At 37.1% G+C, this 20,084-nt stretch carries 16 protein-coding genes; 6 read left to right on the plus strand and 10 right to left on the minus strand.

Annotated features, from left to right (window positions below):
- Position 1: 1 nt before the first annotated feature.
- Entirely contained in the window at positions 2-772 is a 771-nt protein-coding gene (locus tag ACR1PO_RS02755; protein ID WP_433985735.1) for an XRE family transcriptional regulator, read from the minus strand.
- A 62-nt stretch (positions 773-834) separates the two neighbouring features.
- Here ACR1PO_RS02755 and dinB point away from each other — a divergent pair, with 62 nt between their 5' ends.
- The 3 genes from dinB (at position 835) to ACR1PO_RS02770 (ending at position 7,198) form a co-directional block, all read left to right on the plus strand.
- On the plus strand, positions 835-1,977 hold the full coding sequence (gene dinB, locus ACR1PO_RS02760; RefSeq protein ID WP_433986071.1) for a DNA polymerase IV: 1,143 nt from the start codon (positions 835-837) through the stop codon (positions 1,975-1,977).
- 10 nt (positions 1,978-1,987) lie between these two features.
- A complete protein-coding gene (locus ACR1PO_RS02765) occupies positions 1,988-5,041 on the plus strand; it encodes a DNA polymerase III subunit alpha (RefSeq protein WP_433985736.1) in 3,054 nt (1,017 codons plus the stop codon).
- A gap of 102 nt (positions 5,042-5,143) precedes the next feature.
- Positions 5,144-7,198 (plus strand): ATP-binding protein, encoded by a 2,055-nt coding sequence (locus ACR1PO_RS02770; RefSeq protein WP_433985737.1) that lies wholly within the window; start codon positions 5,144-5,146, stop codon positions 7,196-7,198.
- Between the two features lie 14 nt (positions 7,199-7,212).
- On the opposite strand, the gene ACR1PO_RS02775 is transcribed toward ACR1PO_RS02770, so the two are convergent.
- The 8 genes from ACR1PO_RS02775 to ACR1PO_RS02810 all read right to left on the minus strand — a co-directional run bounded on the left by ACR1PO_RS02775 (position 7,213) and on the right by ACR1PO_RS02810 (position 15,037).
- Entirely contained in the window at positions 7,213-7,905 is a 693-nt protein-coding gene (locus ACR1PO_RS02775) for a GNAT family N-acetyltransferase (RefSeq protein ID WP_433985738.1), read from the minus strand.
- 28 nt (positions 7,906-7,933) lie between these two features.
- A complete protein-coding gene (locus tag ACR1PO_RS02780) occupies positions 7,934-8,608 on the minus strand; it encodes a DUF6904 family protein (protein ID WP_433985739.1) in 675 nt (224 codons plus the stop codon).
- Between the two features lie 158 nt (positions 8,609-8,766).
- Positions 8,767-9,627 carry a DUF8464 domain-containing protein gene (locus ACR1PO_RS02785; protein ID WP_433985740.1) on the minus strand — a complete coding sequence of 287 codons (861 nt, stop codon included), beginning with the start codon at positions 9,625-9,627 and terminating at the stop codon, positions 8,767-8,769.
- A 444-nt stretch (positions 9,628-10,071) separates the two neighbouring features.
- Positions 10,072-11,169: a hypothetical protein gene (locus ACR1PO_RS02790; protein ID WP_433985741.1), complete on the minus strand. Its 1,098-nt coding sequence runs from the start codon at positions 11,167-11,169 to the stop codon at positions 10,072-10,074.
- A gap of 38 nt (positions 11,170-11,207) precedes the next feature.
- Positions 11,208-11,897 carry a hypothetical protein gene (locus ACR1PO_RS02795; protein ID WP_433985742.1) on the minus strand — a complete coding sequence of 230 codons (690 nt, stop codon included), beginning with the start codon at positions 11,895-11,897 and terminating at the stop codon, positions 11,208-11,210.
- 3 nt (positions 11,898-11,900) lie between these two features.
- Positions 11,901-12,158, minus strand: coding sequence for a DUF3853 family protein (locus tag ACR1PO_RS02800; RefSeq protein WP_433985743.1), 258 nt, complete (start codon positions 12,156-12,158; stop codon positions 11,901-11,903).
- Between the two features lie 280 nt (positions 12,159-12,438).
- The gene (locus tag ACR1PO_RS02805; protein ID WP_433985744.1) at positions 12,439-13,284 is read right to left on the minus strand and encodes an RteC domain-containing protein; all 846 of its coding nucleotides are present in this window, start codon (positions 13,282-13,284) and stop codon (positions 12,439-12,441) included.
- Between the two features lie 46 nt (positions 13,285-13,330).
- On the minus strand, positions 13,331-15,037 hold the full coding sequence (locus ACR1PO_RS02810) for a helix-turn-helix domain-containing protein (protein ID WP_433985745.1): 1,707 nt from the start codon (positions 15,035-15,037) through the stop codon (positions 13,331-13,333).
- 496 nt (positions 15,038-15,533) lie between these two features.
- On the opposite strand from ACR1PO_RS02810, the gene ACR1PO_RS02815 reads away from it, so the two are divergent.
- From ACR1PO_RS02815 to ACR1PO_RS02825, 3 genes are read left to right on the plus strand one after another with little or no spacing between them, the layout of a single operon-like run.
- Positions 15,534-15,728 carry a hypothetical protein gene (locus tag ACR1PO_RS02815; protein WP_433985746.1) on the plus strand — a complete coding sequence of 65 codons (195 nt, stop codon included), beginning with the start codon at positions 15,534-15,536 and terminating at the stop codon, positions 15,726-15,728.
- An 11-nt stretch (positions 15,729-15,739) separates the two neighbouring features.
- Positions 15,740-17,245: a MauE/DoxX family redox-associated membrane protein gene (locus ACR1PO_RS02820; protein ID WP_433985747.1), complete on the plus strand. Its 1,506-nt coding sequence runs from the start codon at positions 15,740-15,742 to the stop codon at positions 17,243-17,245.
- 35 nt (positions 17,246-17,280) lie between these two features.
- Entirely contained in the window at positions 17,281-17,559 is a 279-nt protein-coding gene (locus ACR1PO_RS02825; RefSeq protein ID WP_433985748.1) for a DUF6520 family protein, read from the plus strand.
- Positions 17,560-17,579: 20 nt separating this feature from the next.
- On the opposite strand, the gene ACR1PO_RS02830 is transcribed toward ACR1PO_RS02825, so the two are convergent.
- Positions 17,580-20,084: an alpha/beta hydrolase family protein gene (locus tag ACR1PO_RS02830; protein WP_433985749.1), complete on the minus strand. Its 2,505-nt coding sequence runs from the start codon at positions 20,082-20,084 to the stop codon at positions 17,580-17,582.

Here is a 20,084-nt window from a genome sequence, read left to right on the forward strand (position 1 = left end):
ACTAGTATTTTTTCTTTAACTCCTCCCGCATTTTCTTCATATCATTTTTCAAAGACAAAAACATATCTTTGATTACACTATCCGTCAGATCAATTAGTTCGTATTCATCTGTAAGGGCTTTTACGAACTTCCAGACTTCAAGAATCTCACTAAAAGGAATCTTATAATTTTCATAAAAAGTGTTCTTCGAACTAACAATAATTGAATTATGATTAATCTTTTCGATAGTTTTATAAACCAGCCCACTTTGCGTAATAATCAGATAGGTTTTATCTACCTTGAGTTCAGATAATTTCTCAACAAATTCACCAATGATATAGGTACCATCTTTAAATGGCGGCATCGAATCACCTTCTGCTGGAAAAGCCCTGTATTTCCCGTTTCTCAGAAAAGGTAACGACATATACTGCAGGCTTTCAATATACCCCGGGTCGTTATAACCTTCAAGATAACCCATTGAAGCTTTGTGAGGTATAATTTCAATTTTATTTTCACCGAATTTATCGATCAAAATGGGCAGGACGATCCTATTATCCGGCAACTTGACAATATCTTCAATAGGATATTTTCTCACATCCAATGTCAGCATTAAATCGATGCTGATGCTGAAATATTTGGAGATGTTGAGAAGAACATCAAACGGAGGTTCGGAGCGACCGTCCTCATATTTAGCATAACGGACTCTGCTTATTCCCAAATTGTCTGCGATGCTTTGTTGGGACAAGCTTTTTTTATGTCTTAGAAACCTGATATTATCTGAAAAAATTGACATTGATACAAATTGTATCAGCAAATATAATAAAAATGATACAAATAGTATCTAATTTTGTCGATATGAATCGAGCGATAGCCCATATGGATCTTGACACATTTTTCGTCTCCTGCGAGAGATTGAAAAATTCTGACCTTGTTGGAAAACCGCTTATCATTGGTGGCGGAGACAGAGGCGTGGTAGCATCCTGTTCTTATGAGACACGGTATTTTGGGGTAAGAAGTGCCATGCCGATCAAGATGGCTCTACGGCTTTGCCCCGAGGCAAAGGTAATCCGGGGCGATATGGAAATGTACTCCAATATGTCGCATACTGTAACTGAAATCATACAGGAAAAAGTGCCTGTTCTTGAAAAGGCAAGCATTGATGAATTCTACCTTGATCTTTCCGGGATGGATAAATTTTTCGGTTGCTATCAATGGACCACTGAAATTGCAGAGGCAGTCAGAAAAAATACCGGTCTGCCCATCAGCTTTGCCTTATCCACCAATAAAACTGTTTCAAAGATCGGGACCGGCGAATCGAAGCCTATTGGTAAACTTGAAATTCCTGAGCAGAACATCAAGCCCTTTCTGAATCCACTTTCCATAAAGAAGATTCCAATGGTTGGCAATGTGACCTTTCAATTGCTATCCAGGTTAGGTGTAAGAAATATCCAAACCCTATCAGAGATGCCTGTTGAAGTGCTGCATCAACTTGTTGGAAAAAACGGACAGGAACTCTGGAAAAAAGCCAACGGTATTGATGAGACACCTGTTGTCCCTTATTCCGAAAGAAAGTCCATCTCAAAGGAAAATACATTTTCACAGGATACCATCGATATCACCGGCATAAAGAGCATACTGTCAGGAATGGTGGAACAATTATGCTTCCAACTCCGTCAGGAGAAGTGGCTGACTTCTACCGTTGTCGTGAAAATCCGTTACTCCAATTTCGATACTGAAACCAAACAATACAGGATTCCTTATACTTCGTCCGACCATACGCTGCTCAGGTATGCATTAGAATTATTTGATAAGGTCTACAACCGCAGGATGCGAATCAGGCTGATAGGGATAAAATTTACGGGATTAGTTCACGGCTGCCATCAGATGAACCTTTTTGAAGATACTGAAGAGCTGATAAGTCTTTATCAAACATTGGATAAAATTAAAATGAGGTTCGGATCGACAAGTGTCGGACGGGCTTCAGGACTTCTCACTTAATAATTTATTTATGTTTCTCAATTGTCATTCTTTTCACAGTCTTCGATATGGTACCATTTCCGTTAAAGAATTGGTTCAGCAGTTGGTTGAACTGGGAATCGGTGTGGCTGCCCTGACCGACATCAATTGTATTTCCGGCATATATGACTTTCACAGGTTATGTGAGAAAAACAACATCAAACCGGTAGTTGGTGTGGATATAAGGGACGATAATAGACAGCATTACATCTGTCTGGCAAAAAATCAATCAGGGATTGGCGAGATCAACAGGCTTTTGACACGGCATAATTGTGAAGGAAAGGATCTGCCATTACATCATCCCTGTCTGTCAGAGGTATTTATCGTATATCCTCTAAGCAGTTATCCGGATAAATTGAACCGAAACGAATACATTGGCATACGTCCCGAAGAAATCAATTTGTTGATGAATCCTACCCTGAGAAAGTATCTGCCAAGAATGGTCATTTTACAACCAGTGACTTTTACAACAAAGAGAGAATATAAACTGCACAAGATCTTGCGTGCCATCGACCGGAATACGCTGGTCACAAAACTTGATGAAACTGACATATGCGGCCAAAACGAAAAGCTGATCTCAAAGGATGAGCTTTTAAAAAATTACCGGCATTATCCGCAAATCATTGAAAACACAAAACAATTGCTGGAACAATGCCATTTCCATTTTGACTATAAGATCCCTAAAAACAAAAAGAACTTTACAGATAGTAAAGACACTGACATAAAACTTTTAACGGATCTTGCCAATAAAGGTTTTAAAAAGAGATATCCTGATGATAACGGAAAGGCTAAAGAACGGATGAACAAGGAATTGGGAGTCATTGACCAACTGAACTTCTGCGCTTACTTTTTGATCACCTGGGACATCATCCAGTACAGCAACCGGATGGGTTTTATGCACGTTGGTCGTGGAAGTGGTGCCAATAGTATCGTTGCCTATTGTCTTGGCATTACAGACATCTGCCCGCTAGAGCTAGACTTGTATTTCGAGCGCTTCCTTAACCTGAACCGGAAAACACCGCCGGATTTCGATATCGACTGGAGCTGGCAGAACAGGGATACGATTTTGCAATATATCTTCGATAAATACGGAAAAGACCACGTAGCATTTTGCGGCACCAATGTCGAGTTTAAATACAGATCGATTTTCCGGGAGGTAGGAAAAGCATTCGGTTTGCCAAAAGAGGAACTTGATGAGTTGGCGACCAAATCTATTGAACAGCACGATATTAATTCGGTGTCAGCAATGGTCCACAAATATGGAAAGCTTTTAGAGAAATTTCCCAACCAGAGAAGCATGCACTCCTGTGGAATTCTAATCTCTGAAGAGCCTATCACCAATTATTCAGCATTGGAAATGCCGCCGAAAGGATTTCCGATCGTCCAGTTCGATATGCACGTGGCCGAGGAAATCGGTCTGGAAAAATTTGATATCCTTTCCCAGCGAGGCTTAGGAACAATCAAAGATACGGTAAAACTCATCGAAGAAAAACGAGGTATCAAAGTCAATATCCGGGATGTGAGTTTGTCAAAAGATGAACAGAGATGCAACAAATTTCTGAGCAGGGGAAAAACGATCGGCTGCTTTTATATTGAAAGTCCAGCCATGCGAGGACTATTAAGAAGATTAAAATGCAATAATTATAAAGTATTGGTAGCGGCATCATCCATCATACGTCCGGGCGTAGCACAAAGCGGAATGATGAAAGAATATATCTTCCGTCACAACAATCCTGATCAATTTGAATATTTTCACCCTGTTTTTGAAAAAGAACTGGGAGAGACCTATGGTATTATGGTATACCAGGAAGACGTTATCAAGATCGCCCTTCATTTCGGAGGCTTATCCCCTGATGACGGTGATGTTTTAAGACGGGCAATGAGCGGAAAAGGACGTTCGCTATCTGCCCTTCAGAAAGTCAAAGACCATTTCTTTGAATCCTGTAAAGCCTTGGGACATCCTGAACAACTTTCAAAAGAGGTTTATCGCCAGATAGAATCCTTTGCAGGTTATTCATTCTGCAAGGCTCACTCGGCATCTTATGCCGTAGAAAGCTACCAAAGCCTTTATCTGAAGGTGTACTACCCTATTGAATTTATGGTTTCAGCAATCAATAATGGCGGCGGCTTCTACAGAACAGAGGTTTACGTTCACGAAGCGAAAATGTCAGGTGCTACAATATTAAACCCCTGTATTAATCTAAGCGAATACCAGACTACGGTTTACGAAAAAGACGTCTATTTAGGGCTGATGCACATCGAAAAGCTGGAAAGCAAAATCGCCGTTTTAATTCCTGAAGAACGAAAAAATAATGGTGATTATATCTCCCTGGAAAACTTTGTCAAAAGAATCCCCATTGGTATCGAGACTTTACAAACTTTGATATTCATAGGAGCATTCCGGTTTACAGGAAAGCAAAAGCATGAGTTGTTAATTGAGGCCAGGTTTCTCTTAGCAGGAAACAGGCCGACTTTTAAACATTTGACATTACTGGAAGAACCACAAAAAGAATACACGCTTCCAAAAGTACAAAGACATCCTTTGGAAGATGCTTTTGACGAAATCGAGATCTTGGGGTTCCCGGTTTCAGTAAGTCCGTTTGACTTATTACAAACCAAATACAGAGGTAGCGTGATGGCTAAAGATCTTACAAAATACCATAAGAGACAGGTCAAGATGATGGCCTATCTGATCTCCCGAAAGCATGTACCCACCAAAAGAGGAACGATGTTTTTCGGAACGTGGATCGATGCGGAGGGTGAATATTTTGATACGGCTCATTTCCCTGACAACCTAACTCAATATCCTTTTCAGGGTGGTGGATGCTATCTCCTATTAGGAACGGTTGAAGTAGACTTTCACTTTCCTACCATTACCATACTAAAAATGGCAAAGATGCCCTTTATTCCAGATCCCCGATACACCTCGGATAAAGACAAAGCTTACGAAGCCTATAACAATATCCGTGAAGATGTAAGTATGACCTCCCGAAAGCCTTATCCTCAGGAGCACGAGATCGGATTGCCGAGAAGGAAAATGAATTAAATAAAATGAGAATTTTAGAATATAATAAAGAGTAACCTATCTAAAAAATCATTATTAAATATATAAAAATTACGTAATTTGCTTTAACTATACTATACGAAAATGGAAACACTATATGCAACATCAAATATTGCTAATAAAGTAAGAAATACTCGTCTCCCACGTACAAAACCTTTAATGCCATTATTCGAAGTGATAAGTAACTCTATTCATTCGATCGATGAAGCAGAAAAAGCTGATCTTTTGAAGAAAGGAAATGGAGAAATCTTAATAAAATGTATAAGAAACGGTGGTGACGATGTTTTAAGCAGTCTTCCAGAAATTGACAGATATCCAATTCATTCTTTTGAAATCACAGATAATGGAATAGGTCTAAATGCCGACAATTTAAAATCATTTGTCGAGGCTGACACTGACCATAAAATAGAAATAGGAGGTAAAGGCGTTGGAAGGTTTGTGTGCCTGAAAGCTTTTACTGAACTTAATATTTATAGCCAATTCAAGGATGATAAAGGTGATTTAAAAGCTATTTCTTTTGATTTTAGAAATACTAAAGAAGGCTTTCATAATATTGAAGAACCTAGTCCTACCGATAATTCTACGGGAACTAAAGTATTGCTTAAAACTTATAAAGAAGATTATCAGAAAAATCTTGATTTTGATTTACATTCTGTTGCAAAAGAGATAGTAGCTCATTTTCAATTATACTTTATTCGAGATCAGGTACCGAAGATAATTATCAGAAATCAAAATAATATTGAATTTAACCTACTTAACCTTTATAACGCAGAGTTCAAAAGTGATGTTCAACAAAGAGATTTTGATTTAGATGGCGAAAATTTCACATTGTTCCTGACCAAATCACTTGAATTCCAAAGCCATAAAATACATTTCTGCGCTCATAACAGAAGTGTTATTAATGAAGGATTATACACAAGAATAATAGATTTGGGCAGATCTTTTATAAAGGATGAGCATGGTGAAAAATTTTATTACCAAGCCTATGTGGTAGGCGATCTTTTAGATGAATATGTAGATACAGAGCGAATTGGCTTTAATTTTCCAGGAGTAGATGATGAGACTGAAGAAGAATCATTATATATTAATTTATCAAGGCTGAGAAGAGCTTCCGTTAATTGCATCGAAGATATCCTATCAGATTTCTTGGAATCAGTTAGAACGCAAAAAGTCGAAAATTATAGGCCTACTATCACCGAAGAGCTTCCTCAGTATAGAAGCACCTTAAACTATCGTAAATCAGAAGTGATGAAACTCGCTCCTGATCTGCCAAAAGAAAAACTGGATATTGAATTGTATAAAATTGAGGCAAAATGGAGGTTAGAAGTAAAGGAAGAAAAAATAAAGCTTCTTGATGAAAGAAAAGATATTACAAATCACGAGGAATATGTTAAAAAATATGAAGAGTTTTTGGCAGAATTTAATGAGATTGGAAAATCCGATTTAGCCAGATATGTATTGCATAGACGAACCATAATCGAATTACTTGAAAATCTAATTGGAGTAAACTCTGAAAGTAAGTTTGAAAATGAAGATTTATTGCATAATATTTTCTTTCCAATAAGAACAACATCTGATGAAATCACACCGGACAAACAAAATCTTTGGCTTATTGATGAACGGTTGACATATCATTCATTTCTGGCATCAGACAAAACTTTCAACAGTATTAACGAAGTTTCTCAAGATAGCAAAGACAGGACAGATCTCTTAATCTATAATGAAGCCTTTGCATTTTCTGATTCAAAGATGGCTCCTCATAACTCCTTCACAATTGTAGAGTTTAAAAAGCCTATGCGAGACAATTATCAGGATTATAATGAAGAAAAAAATCCAATTGAACAGACTGAAAAGTATATTGATAGTCTTTTGGATAAGAAAGTAAAAGGACGAAATGGAAGAACGATTGAGGTCACTGACAAAACTCCCTTCTACATTTATATCGTTTGTGACATCACACCTTCGTTGGAAAAAGTATTAAAAAACAGAGAGTTTGAAAAAACTCCTGATGGTAAAGGCTATTTTAAAGTTAAAAGTAAATATTACTCTGCGTATTTTGAGGTGTTACCTTTTGAAAAAGTATTAGATGATGCTAGGAAAAGAAATAGAATACTCTTTGAGAAACTCAACGTAGAATAAGGCTAATCAATATATCACTCAATCTCTCTTTTATTATTCCACCAGAAATCTTCAATTTTCCAGGTGTGATTTTTAATCTGTCGAACTAATTTTTCAAGGTCTTCGGAATATTCTGTTTTTCCGTATCCCATTTCTATTTCGGATTGAATAGTCCAAAGTGAACGGGCTAAGAAATTGATTTGTTTTCTGAGTTCACTCATTCTTTCAGCAGTAAGTTCTGAATTTTCTCCTACATTTAGATTTTCATTAGTAGAATGGTCATTCAATAGGATGTAGTCATCCTCTTCTTTCTTTATGAACCCTAAATTCAGTGCAACTTTTTGGGAAGCTATAAAATTCATGGGCCCGATCTGCATTTCGTCAATGGTAATTCTTTGTTGATCTCTGCTCAAAAACAAATGCGGAATAATGGTACTTTTCAGTGATTGTGTCAAATAGCCTTTTCCACGGTATTCAGGTAATACAAACCAATGTAAATCCCGGAGCATATCATATACAGTTGCGACAAAGACACCCTCATTATTTTTGATCAGGTAAAAATGATCCGGGCCGTCAGAAGATGTTACATTATCATTAGCAGTGGGTTTTTCTAACCAGATTTTAGCAAAATCGACATATTGACTTAGGGATCTGCGGAAGATAATGTTAGACCTAGTATTACCTGAATTTAAATTATCAATAAGTGATTGTAATGATTTGTCAGTCATTGTCAATAGCAATTAAATTGATGTTCTTTTACCATTCCATTTCGTATATCTTGTCATCATCATTCAATTCCAAATCCTCTACTTTACAGTTGTGCTTTTTAGCTTCCGACTGCAGGAAGTTTCGTAAATCATTGTATTCATCTGTTGAAAAGACGGCAGTCCGCATCAATTGGGCCAATTTTCTAAAAGACAACTTACCGCCACCTAAGCCAAAGAATGTTGAATTAATATGGCGCATATAAAGATAAAGATGTTCATTACCAGCGTTAATGACATCATCCAGATATGGCAATAGATTGACTGCTCCAACTTTATCATAATCTTTCATTGTTCTTTCTATCCAATATTCCAGGTGCAAAAACATTGCAATATCGGCCTTATTGCTCTCCGTCATTTTCATATTATATTTCAATGCGGCAATAGAGAATATGATATGAACCCAAGAAACCTGAAAGCCACAATATGGAATCTCCTCGAAGGAATAATGACTATGATTTCTGGTCAGTCTGCTTCCATAAGATGCTTTTCTTATTTCGTAGGAAAAACTGCTGATCAAGTTCTTTTTATCTTCGTATCCTTTTATATCATAGAGTAAAGGATCATTCCAAAATTTTGATACTATTCCATAAAAGTATTCTAGATCATCACGTGTTCCCCATATTTCAATTCCTAATCCCTTTTTTGTTGCTACGGTGTATATCATATCCTTTTTCGTTATAAATAAATTCTCGTCGTAATTTTTTTTATTTTTTAGATAATTGTTAATATTGCTTCGACAACCTCCTTTCAATAGTGAGGTAAATAAGTTAGTTAAATTAGCGCAAACATTCTTTTTCTAATTACGGAAAACCGCAAATAAATCTAAAAACATTTATTATAACACCCTCCCGCAACATACCATTCATTCAAATCTTTGAAAAAATGATACGTTAAAGAGTAATCCTCTACATTATCATATTCACGCTGAATTTCAACTGCAACTGATTTCCCATTTTCATCATTGTCAAGAAAAAGTAAAATCTTACGGTACGCCTTTAATATTTTCTCAGCTTTGAAAAGCATTGCCGTAGAATTTAATACTAAACAATCGCAAGCCAAATTTAATTGACTTTGAACATTACGAAAGGTCAGATAATCAAAAAAGCCTTCAAAGACAGCCACCTCGTTTGTCACATTATTTGAATTGTTGGTCAAAGTTATATCTTTTGGACCCAAGCAGACTTTAGCATACTTATTCCTTATTTCAAAACCACCAGAACCATTCTTAAATCCGATCCCGAAATATTTTCTTCCATCCACTTCATAATGCACTTCACACACACATTCCTTTTGCTCATAAACTTTCCGTGATTCCAGATACTGAATCAGTGCAGGGTGTCTGATTTCGGTGATTTTTAAAATTCGGTAAGAGATTTCCGACTGTGTTTCTTCAGTTACATACTCTGCTTTAGCTGGAAAATTAAATGATGAAAGGTATTTCAACGCTTCCGAAACCGAATATTTTTTTATTTGCTGCACAACAGAAATTACATCGTAACTCTTCCCTGTCCCAAAATCAAAAGCACTATTCTTACTATAATCCACACAAAGACTTGGAATTTTTTCTTTCCTGTCCAGCGCAAAATAAAAAGCAGTTCTACGATTTTCTTTGACCGGAAAAAGACTGAATGATTCCAACACCGAACGGATGCTGATATTTTGTTTGATTTTTTCGCAATTCATTTTTTTTCTTTTTTAAAGCAAAATTTCTCTAACAGATTCCTTTTAAGTAAAAAAATAACTTTTTCAACCTTTTCAATCTACTTTTAGCGATACGATAAACTGAACTAGCATAAATCCTTTCAATGATTTCTGAAATGAGTGCAATTCAGATATAAAGATCAGTCTAATTCCGAAATAAGAATAAGTCCAAATCCGAAAAAGAAGCGTTTTTCAAATGAGTGCAAATCCGTTTTAAATTCTCCTTTATTCTTCAAACCAATGACTTATCCACAATATTGCCAAGATATCAACATAAGAACAGTTTTTCTAAACACAGGGAACGAGTGCAATTCCGATATGTTACTAAGAAACTCTACTCTTTTAACAAGGGATTAACTTCAGTGAGTGAAACTCCGAAATACACAAGAGTGTTATTCCGAATTACGAATGAGTAGCAATCCGAATTCAAAGAATTACCGGATAGCCATTCGGCATCAATTTTCCTATTTTAGTTTCCCTATACAGTCTTATAATATTATCCTGGATTTCCATCAAAAATATCCGACCTTGGAAGTGGGCAGACCTCTTTCCTTTCAATCTGTTAGTCCTTATAAATTCCGAGAAAGCTCTTTCGATGAGCTCGCGGGTCTGCAAAATATTTCTGTACTGGTATGAAAACTGAAGCATGTCATCCTGTTGCAAACCATATCTTTTCCTGAAATACCTTAACCTTCTGGTAATATCAGTGTACATGGGATTTCCGTCCATCTTTTTTTCCGAAACATACTCTTTCGTGGGATAAGGAATAATAAAGATCATATCACCCTTATACTTGAAATGGAATGATAAACTATTATACTGATCAAGATTCGATCTGACGGCCTTCAGGAATTTAAAGCAAAGATCATTGGCCGTCCTGTAGCTGAGTCCAAATTTTTTATTAAGTGTGGAAAGCTTAAGCGAAGTTCCGGTCTGAGGAAGTTTGGCCAGCCATATGGCAAATATTATATGCTTGTTATTTCTGATATTGTACACCAGATGGTAAAGCACATAATTATACTCTGGAATGACCATCAGCTTTTTAAGCCAGTAACTGCTTATCAAAAAGCTGGTGTAACCTCTTTGATCATAGCTGGGAGTTGAAATGAGACCTCCAAACGTTTTGATCTCCTTCCCTTTTGAATTAAGAGACACGTACCAGCCCATCTTAAACTTGGCAAGATATTCATAGGCATCTATAACCTGTCTGCTTGAACCGCTTGGAGAGATCTTACTGTTTTTGATCTTCATCGAGGCAAACACATTATTCTCCGTCTCAAATTCTTCATCAAAAAGAGAAAGCTGTTGAGGACGGTCCTCCGGTCTGAACTGCTCACTGCTGATGATCGCAATGATATTGAATATGACCCGCAATGCGTTGATCGGAATATCGGCTGCTAAATGGCCATCAAAGATAAAATCATCAACAAAGCCATTCCCCAGCCTGATTCTTTCCGGAGTCTTTTCAATCTGACTTTGAAAAACTTTACGCACAAGCCTGCGGTCTGTTGGATAAAATGTCATTCTCTTAATTTTTATGGATTTGAAGCAATAGGCCTTCATTATTTTTGCTCAGGATGTCTGATATAAGGAATATCCTTTACTGACAAATGAACACGCTTATTATCGGACAAAAGAAAAGGCATGATGTTTTTCAGAGTGGAACGCCAATTGGTGATTGGTCGTCCATTACTGCTTTTCCAATTATTCTTTAACCAGCTTTCGTACTTTTCCTCAATAAGCTTATCGCAATCAGGAATGTAGGCTTCTAATGTCCTTGCAAAATCTAAAAATTCCCTGAGATCAGGAATATTCCTGTTTATAGAAACAGAACTGGTAGACACTTCGATGTCCTGCGCCATATTGTTCATTTCAGCTTTATCTATACCTGAGCCCTTTTCATAAGTCTGACTACTTTCAGACAATGTTTCCTCTACAATATCCCGTTGTTTAATCTTGACCTCTAGACCCTCAAGAGGATAATCCAGAATCAGCCTGTAATGTCCCGCAGCCCCATTCTTTGTCCTGAATTCTATCAGTCCCAGATCCCTGAGTTTTTCCTTGGTTACTTTTACAGTTGAACGGCTTAATGAAAGCCTTTTTCCCAGCTCCACATCTGAGATCCTGAACTGGTAATCATTATGATCTTTCGCCATCTTCAGCAGATAAAGATAGAAGGCAATAACAGTACGACCAGCCCCTTCCCTTTCATTGAATTTCCAGAACCTGTCAATCAGCTCCACATAATACATCCGTTATTTTTTTGCGAAAAGCTGCAATGCTTTCTCTTTATCAATAATGATAATATTCCTGTTCTGGATAATTGCCTTATCCAGTATACCTGAGGATTTGACCTCGGATGCCTTTGATACCGAGCAGCCCAGTATCTTAGCAAGACCTTTCAGACCATATTCATATTTCTTATCGGTGCTAAAGTTTTTAGACAATTCCAGAAATTCAGCAACAGTGAGCTTCCATATCGGAGTGCTGGGGTCGATATCATTTAATGCCATAGTTTTGAGATTTACGTTTTACTGATAAAAATTAACACGACAAAATTTCAAAATCAATGGGAATATCTTTCGGTAGTTCTTCGGTACTACCGAAAACTTTTTACCTACTTAATGGAATATCTTAGTCACAGATAAACAGAAATCTCCGGACCTAGTAATGGTATAAGCAAGAAAGATCTCCCGTCAGCAATCTTTACTGCAGGGAGATAATTATTTCAAAATAAGGGTTCAACAGTTATAATATTCCCATAAAGAATGCTTTTTACTAAAAATTCAAAGATCAGACGTCCAGATCATCCAAATACTGGTTGAAATTTTGCCGGATCAGACTTATAAATTTTGATCGGTCTGCTTTTCTGAGCCGTATTTCAGAAAGCGTCTTATGATAATTGCCCAAATTAATCTTCAGCGAGTTTTCAGCCCATCTGAAAATTTCAGCAAGGTCAGCATGGCCACCATTAAAGCAATTGCTTTGGTATAGCGCATACAGAAGTTCTGTCAATGCCACTTTCGGCGCTGTCCATTCTAAATTTCTGACCTGAGTAACGTCGGTATCCGTGCAGTCACCGGAGTTGATCTTATTGGTAAGATACTGATCCAACAGATCATTGGCGATAATCTGAGATATCAGATGATCGTGAGAAGTCGAGAACTCCTCATCATAGCTATAAAGTTCAGGACTAAGCTTTAGCTTGAAATCAAATCGAAATCGGGTAAAGTATTTTTTATCCAAAAAGGTGGATTTCCTGCGATAGTAATTGATAAAATCTTTCTGTTCGCTGTAAAAGTATAACAGATTGCTTCTTTCCTGCTCAAAATATGATTTGAGTGCTGCGGGGTCGGCAAAAGGCTTAGAAGCTTCTATCGAAAGGATCTTTGAATAATAAATGTACAACGCCACAAATTGTGGCTTTGTATTTTTAAAGAAGTAAATTTCCTCATTCCAATCTGCAAATTGATACTGTTTTAAAATGGTTTTAAGCTGCCTTATTGCAACATCGGTTTCCATAAGGATTTCTTCAGCCCGGTGGATTATCTCGTTCTCACTCCTATTGATCTGGTCAATGCTGCTCATAAGATCACTCCACAGCCGATCAACTTTTTTTCTGAAAAGCTTTCCGTTCATACGTCAAATTTTTTGTTGGCGTAAAAATCGGGCTAAAAAACAGAAATCACCTTTTTTCAAGTTCCTGAAGCCTCTTCTTAACAAAATCAGTTGGCCGAATTCCGTTGATTTCCAAAAAGTGATTAGAAAAAACAATCCTATTCTTCATCCCACATTCAGCAGCCAGTGTATCCATACTGTATTGCAAATAGATATTGTTTTCCATCAGCTGTTTCGTAATATATTTGATCCGCAACATTTTAATATACTGTGTGAAGGTAGTATTCATATGTTCGTTGAGTACAAATGACAGAGCTGATCTGTGGGTATTAATTAACCTGGCTACATCCGGCAGCTGAAGATCCTTATCAAGGAATTGCTTTTTTTCCTCAAAAACCTTCAGATTTTTCCTGATCTCTGCAATGGCCTCCTCACTGTATAGCCCTTTAACGGTATTGGAATTTTCCGGCAGAATATCTCTAGCTTCATCAGGCATTTTCAGTTTTTCCAAAAGATCGTTGTACTTGGTCGTGATAAGCTTTTCTCGTTGTCTATAGTGATAAAGTGAGTAGCAGAAAAATAAGGCAACACAAACTATCAATAAAATAAGAAATATATTTCCATATTTATGCTTTCTGACCAGCTGATCACGGCTTTCATTTAATTTGTCGACCTGATATTCCCGGTATAGCTTTATTGAAAGTTTAGAAAAATCCGAAGTAATAATTGAATCTGCTCTTAATAGCTTATTGGTATAGTAAAGCTGAAGACGGTCATCGCCCTTGTCTTTTGCAAATTGAATAAGGTATTTATAATTACCGACCACTTCAGGGGTAACAAAATTAAATCGATTAAGTATAGAATCGACCTTATGAAAATAGAGGACAGCTTTCCTTTGACGCCCGTCGGCCATATGAAGCTTACCCAGATAAAAATACACCGTTGCCACTGCAGCAAAATCCTCTTTTTTGCTTAAAAGCCTTCCTGCATTCTTCAGGTACTTTTCAGCAAGTGGCAAATTTCCGTTACGTATGCTATTAATTCCTTTTGCTTTTTGAAAATAGGCAAACTCCTGTACAAATTCATCTGAGTTCCTAACTTTTTTAACGCCGATATCAATCAGTGAATCTTCCTGCCTGTACAGTTTCAGATTTCTATAACAAGTACTAAGCCTGTACAGGCTGTTCAGATACCCATGCTGATCATTTAGTCTCAGGTTCGGGTCAGTCTCACAGGAAAGCTCCTGCTCGTAGTATAATAAAGTTTCCTTGAAATGTATTGCGGCCTCTTCGTAAAAACCTAAATAAGATTTTACCATTCCCAGGTGATATAAAATTTTGTGGTACAGATAAAGATCTTTCGTATTTTTCGAGTAGCTGAACGCCCTCAAATAGTCCTGCAACGCTCTATTGTAGTTTCTTTTGTTATAATAGTAAACAATTCCTCTTTTCAAATAAGACATCGAAATCTCATCGGGATCATTTGCTTTGATTGCCACAGCAACCGCACTGTCAGCATACTTTATTTTCCGTTCTGCGGAATATTCATAGTATACTGCTTCGTCGTATCCGGCAATCAGCTCCGATAGGTTTTTTTCTGCCTTAGCCTTCTTAATATACAGATTAACAAAAACCATCGCCCTTGCATCATTCTCCGGATAAGCGTCAAAAAGTGCCGTAAGCTGAGCGTAAGTATACGGTCTAATCTGCTGACCTTGGACGCTGCAGATTATGATAAACAGGAATAAAAAAAGAAATTTATTGAAGACTTTCATGGTGATATTACATCAAATTTAAAGAAAATGTTCCCATCATCCCGCTTATCATAATAGTATTTACTGAACTACCAAATAACAATTTATTTTTCAGCCAGTTGTATAATAAAACACTGGTAATAAAAGATCTTTTATTACGTAAACAAAAATCAATCATTACCATCACTCATTTTTTAATCGCCGTGCCAGTGGTAATTTAGCTGCACGAATTCGATAAAATAACCGGCCGGGATAACTTTTAAAATCATTAATTCTATAATTCTATGAAAAAGTATATCTCAATATTAATTTTTGGTGCAATAGGGATTCTGCAGTCATGCGATCGATCAGATGCCAATTATAGCACCGACTACGAAATCCCATCTCAGAAGCATGTCGATAATATTTCAGTTGCCAGGTCTGCAGAAACTGGTATTAAAGAAAACTCATCTTCCTATGAACGAAAGAAAAAACGAAAGGATAAATCACATTGGCGGGTTCATATTGATACCGTGAGATGATGAACGAATCACCTAAAAATGAAGATCAAAAAATAAAGGAGATCATCATTCAATCAGGAAGGATTTGTACTATCAGCGGTGAGTTTGAAATCAAGGATCGTATCAGCACAACAGCTTACGTTTCCAAAGGGGAATTAATGCCATTGTATTGTGGCAGAAAAGTAAAATGGACCTTAGTTAGGAAAGGATAAAAATCAGTACTATGAAGACTATAAAAACAAGATTCGTTGAATTCACGAGCTATTTTTTCATACTGCTGTTCTGTTACGCCAGTGTCAGCAAGATCATGGATTTTGAGAATTTTCAGGTACAGATCGCACAGTCTCCTATTTTCAGTTCAGTTGCAGGATTGATTTCTTACGGTGTGCTGATTGTAGAACTGCTTGTTTGTATTCTGCTTATTATTGAAAGAACAAGGATCATCGGATTGTACTCTTCTTTTTTTCTGATGGTCTCATTTACGGTCTACATTTATGTCATTTTAAACTATAGCGAAAATGTACCTTGCTCCTGCGGTGGGATATTGGAAAAAATGGGATGGAGAACCCATCTCATTTTCAACTTCGCGACGGTTCTAATTTCTTCTTTTGCAATTTTGGCACATGCCGTTCAGAGAGGAAAAAAAATAATTACGACAGCTTTGCTCCAACTTCTCCTATCTTTTGCAAGTACCGCAATGATCATTGCATTATACCATCGCTCCGACTATTTGATCAAGAAAGAGAATCCTTTCATCAGAAAATTTCTGGAACATCCTGTAATAGAGGAAAAGAGGTATGATCTCCAGGTCAATTCTTTTTATTTCGCAGGCTCAACGAAAGACTCCGTGTATCTCGGTAACTACACCACTCCTTTCTCGCTGATTTCTTTAGATGCAGAACTAAAAGAGATGAATGAAAAGAAAATCGTTCCGGATCGTTTTGATTTCAGCTTTAAACGGGCTTTGATACAGATCAATGCACCCTATTATTATCTTTATGACGGAACCGTTCCTGTCATTTACAAAGGTTTGCTGGGAAATGAAAAAGTGAGTACTTACAGCAGATCTCAAGCCTATTTTAGTCAACTCGTCAATTGGGATCAGCACTCTTTTGCTTTCAGCACCTACTATGCACCTTTGAAAAAACAGTCGTTAGGGATTTTATCTCCTGAAAAAGAAAATCCTCTTCAATTAAAAACAGATCTTTTAAAGACATATAAAGACGGGGTTTTTGATACAGACGGACTGATGCATTCTGATCGTGACAACCAAAGTCTGGTCTATGTTCATTATTATAAAAATCAGTTTTTGATTCTGGATAAGGGCCTTAATATAAAAGGTGATTTTAAAACCATTGATACCATCAGCCGCCCTCAAATTGATGTTGCTGAACTAAGCGATGGAAGAAGAAAGATGAATAAGCCTCCACTTAAGGTCAATATCACATCAACCGTCAAATACGGCTTGTTGTTTAACCAATCCAATCTGATGGGCAGATACGAAAACAGCAAGAACTGGGAAAACAACGCAGTCATTGACATTTATTCAATTACTGAGCAGAATTATATAGGCAGCTTTTATCTTCCAAAACCTAAAAAAATCAAGAAGATACAATTAGAGATCTCAGGAGATCATCTTTTTGTATTGGTCGGAAATGAGATTATCAGGTATCGTTTTGCGCAGAACCTTACCAGGCATTTCATGAAAGGGGAAAGCCGAAAACCCTGACCAAGAGTAGGCACCAATAACAAATTTCAAGCATTATGAAAAATTTAAGAAAAATCGCATTGCCCGTAGCAGTCCTATTGATGGGTGCCGGAAGTGCGTATGCTACAACAGCATTCAAGTCAGTAAAAACAGATTTCCAAGGCTATCGTTTTGATCCTTCAGCACCTGTCGGACAAAGATGTGTTCTGACGGAAAAAATGTGTACCGATATTCAAGGAGAAGTCTGTACCTACAGCGATGCTTCCGGAACACACAATCTATCCAAGAACATTGACGGGACTTCTTGCGGAGATCAGCTGTTTGAGATCGAATAATTTTTAAAAGGTGAAGGATGCTAATAAGCATCCTTCATTTGTTTATCTATCCAAGGGATATTTCCTTTATTCTTTAAAAAATATTCGAACCAATCCAGCATTCTTAATGTGTAGTCCTTTTGTGCAGGATATTGCGTTATGGTGTGCCCTTCGCCTGCATAAAACAATGCAATAACTGTTTTCCTGTATTTCCTTAGTGCACTGAAAAATGTTCTAGTCTCCTCCCGATCAACATTCTTATCCTCGGTACCTGTCCATAAAAGCATCGGCGCAGTCACTTTTGATGCGTGATATAAAGGATTGTTATCAAAATATTTCTGATTATTACTCTCAAAACTTTCACCCATTCTAAATTGGCCACCTTCAATACGATAATAGTCTGGTGATTTGAAATTGTAGTTGAATGAATAGGCCATATGAACAATGTCAGACGGAGATGCCCCCGAAATATATGCCGCAAAACGATTGCTGTGTGTAGCAATGAAATTGGTCTCATAGCCACCAAACGACTGCCCCATTAGTGCAATCTTTTTCGTATCGACCTGCTCCAATTTCGCAAGCTCATCCAAAGCATTGTTTATACACTGTAAGGCTGACAGTCCTGCTCCTTTATTACCATAGTTGATATCCGGAATCAGCACCATATATCCAGATTCCAACAATAACCTGGCATTAAAACCACGTCTGTTTTTGAACGTTGGCACTAAATATTTATCGGTAAACTCCTGCTGCTTTTCGTAGATCCATAATACGACAGGATATTTTTTTTCCGAGTCAAAATTTGCAGGTAGAAACAGACTTGCCTGAAGATCTTTATTGTTGACACCTTTATAGTACAACTGTTTTTTAGTAATTTTTTTAGCTCCTTTATCCTGAGCATTATATTGATAAACTGTTCTGGAAGCTGAAGATTCTATTTTCGTCATTACCACTGGCGCTTTATTGTAATTCTCTTCAGTCCATATAAAATTTTTACCATCATTACTTGACTGAAGATGTTTGATTCGATCTGTGCTCTCTTGAATAATGACAGACTTCTTGCCCTGATCCAACATATAGTAGGTCGATCTGAGATCGCTATAGTGATGTGCAGCAATTAGTAGATAAGGATCATCCAAATAGTAATACTTTCTGTGAAAACCTGCTTCGGTCGATTTTTTCACTACGTTGATAACCTCAATGCTATCCGCATCGACGGACATTATTTTTTTCTTTTGAAGGTCATTTATATTCAGCTCCCATAATTCACCTTTTGAAGACCATAAAATTGTTCCTGACGAACTAAAGTAAGGAACTGCTTTGGATGGCATGCCTATAACTTTATCCGTCATTGTTCTGGTGTCCAAAAGTTTCCAGTTAGCCTTGACATACCTAAGAATAAAATTCCCTTCTTTATCAAAATACATCACATCCCCATCTTTCTCAAGTATTTGATCTTCTCCTGATAACGAATTCCATAAATGCATCTCATAATGATCGACCTTATCAGCGCCTTCTATAACATCTATTTTTTCTTTGTCCACCTTTTTTCTTAAAAATAGATTTGTCCTGCCAATACCTGTATACCCACTGTAACCGGAATCCAATTTGACTACCTTCCGCTCCTTAGGATACCATAATAGATCAACGCTTGGTCGTTCTCCATAAAAATAATTGCTAAGATCTTGTTCCTTACCATACCAGATACTTACCGTCTTATCATCTATAGGAAGCCTATCGCTGAGCGTCAGGAAAACAGCGTTTGAATCAGACGACTTCTTAACGGTGATCTGGGTATATTTACTGATCGAGGGATCATCCAGTTCCACTATACTCAGATCAGAACCCACAAAATAAGTTTTCAATCCTTTTGCCGCTGAAACAGAAACCACATAACCCTCTTTTTCGGTGTCAGATTTTGATAACTGATAAACTTCATCTTCCGATGACCAAATTGTTCTATATGAACGGCCATCTGAACTGACCTTCAATAAATTTTTCATTTCGCCCTTATTCTCAAAAATTATCAGATCTCCTCCTGTTTTCTGCCATCGTAAGACTGATTCAATTCGCTGTCTCAAAATAAAGCGATCATCATAAATCTCCAGCATATTGTTTTTACTGCTGTCATAATGAATCAATAGCTGTCTTTCACCCTCTAAAAAATCAATGCTTTTGATGTTTTGTATTACAGATTCCTTCTGAGACTTTAGATCGATCTTCTGAAAGACACTCCCTACCTGAAGAACCAATATATCATTGCGCAAAAAGAAATTCTTTGACACATCGGTCTTGCGGATCTTTCTGAAAGGTTTCTGTGTTTCAGAAATGATAAGACTTACTTTAGAGTCTTCATTGATCTCAAACATCAGCACATATTTTCCATCCGGAGACATTTGCATGACCAAAGGTTCCACTGTATCCTTCGCTAATTTTTCAAGCTCCGGTCTCGGTGTCTGTGCGTAGATGACCAATTGATACCTGATGATGAACATTCCCAACAACATCATAAGGATGTAGATCAACTTACATAAAAAACTATTCAT

The organism is Chryseobacterium amylolyticum (genome assembly GCF_051011775.1).
Classification (GTDB): domain Bacteria; phylum Bacteroidota; class Bacteroidia; order Flavobacteriales; family Weeksellaceae; genus Chryseobacterium.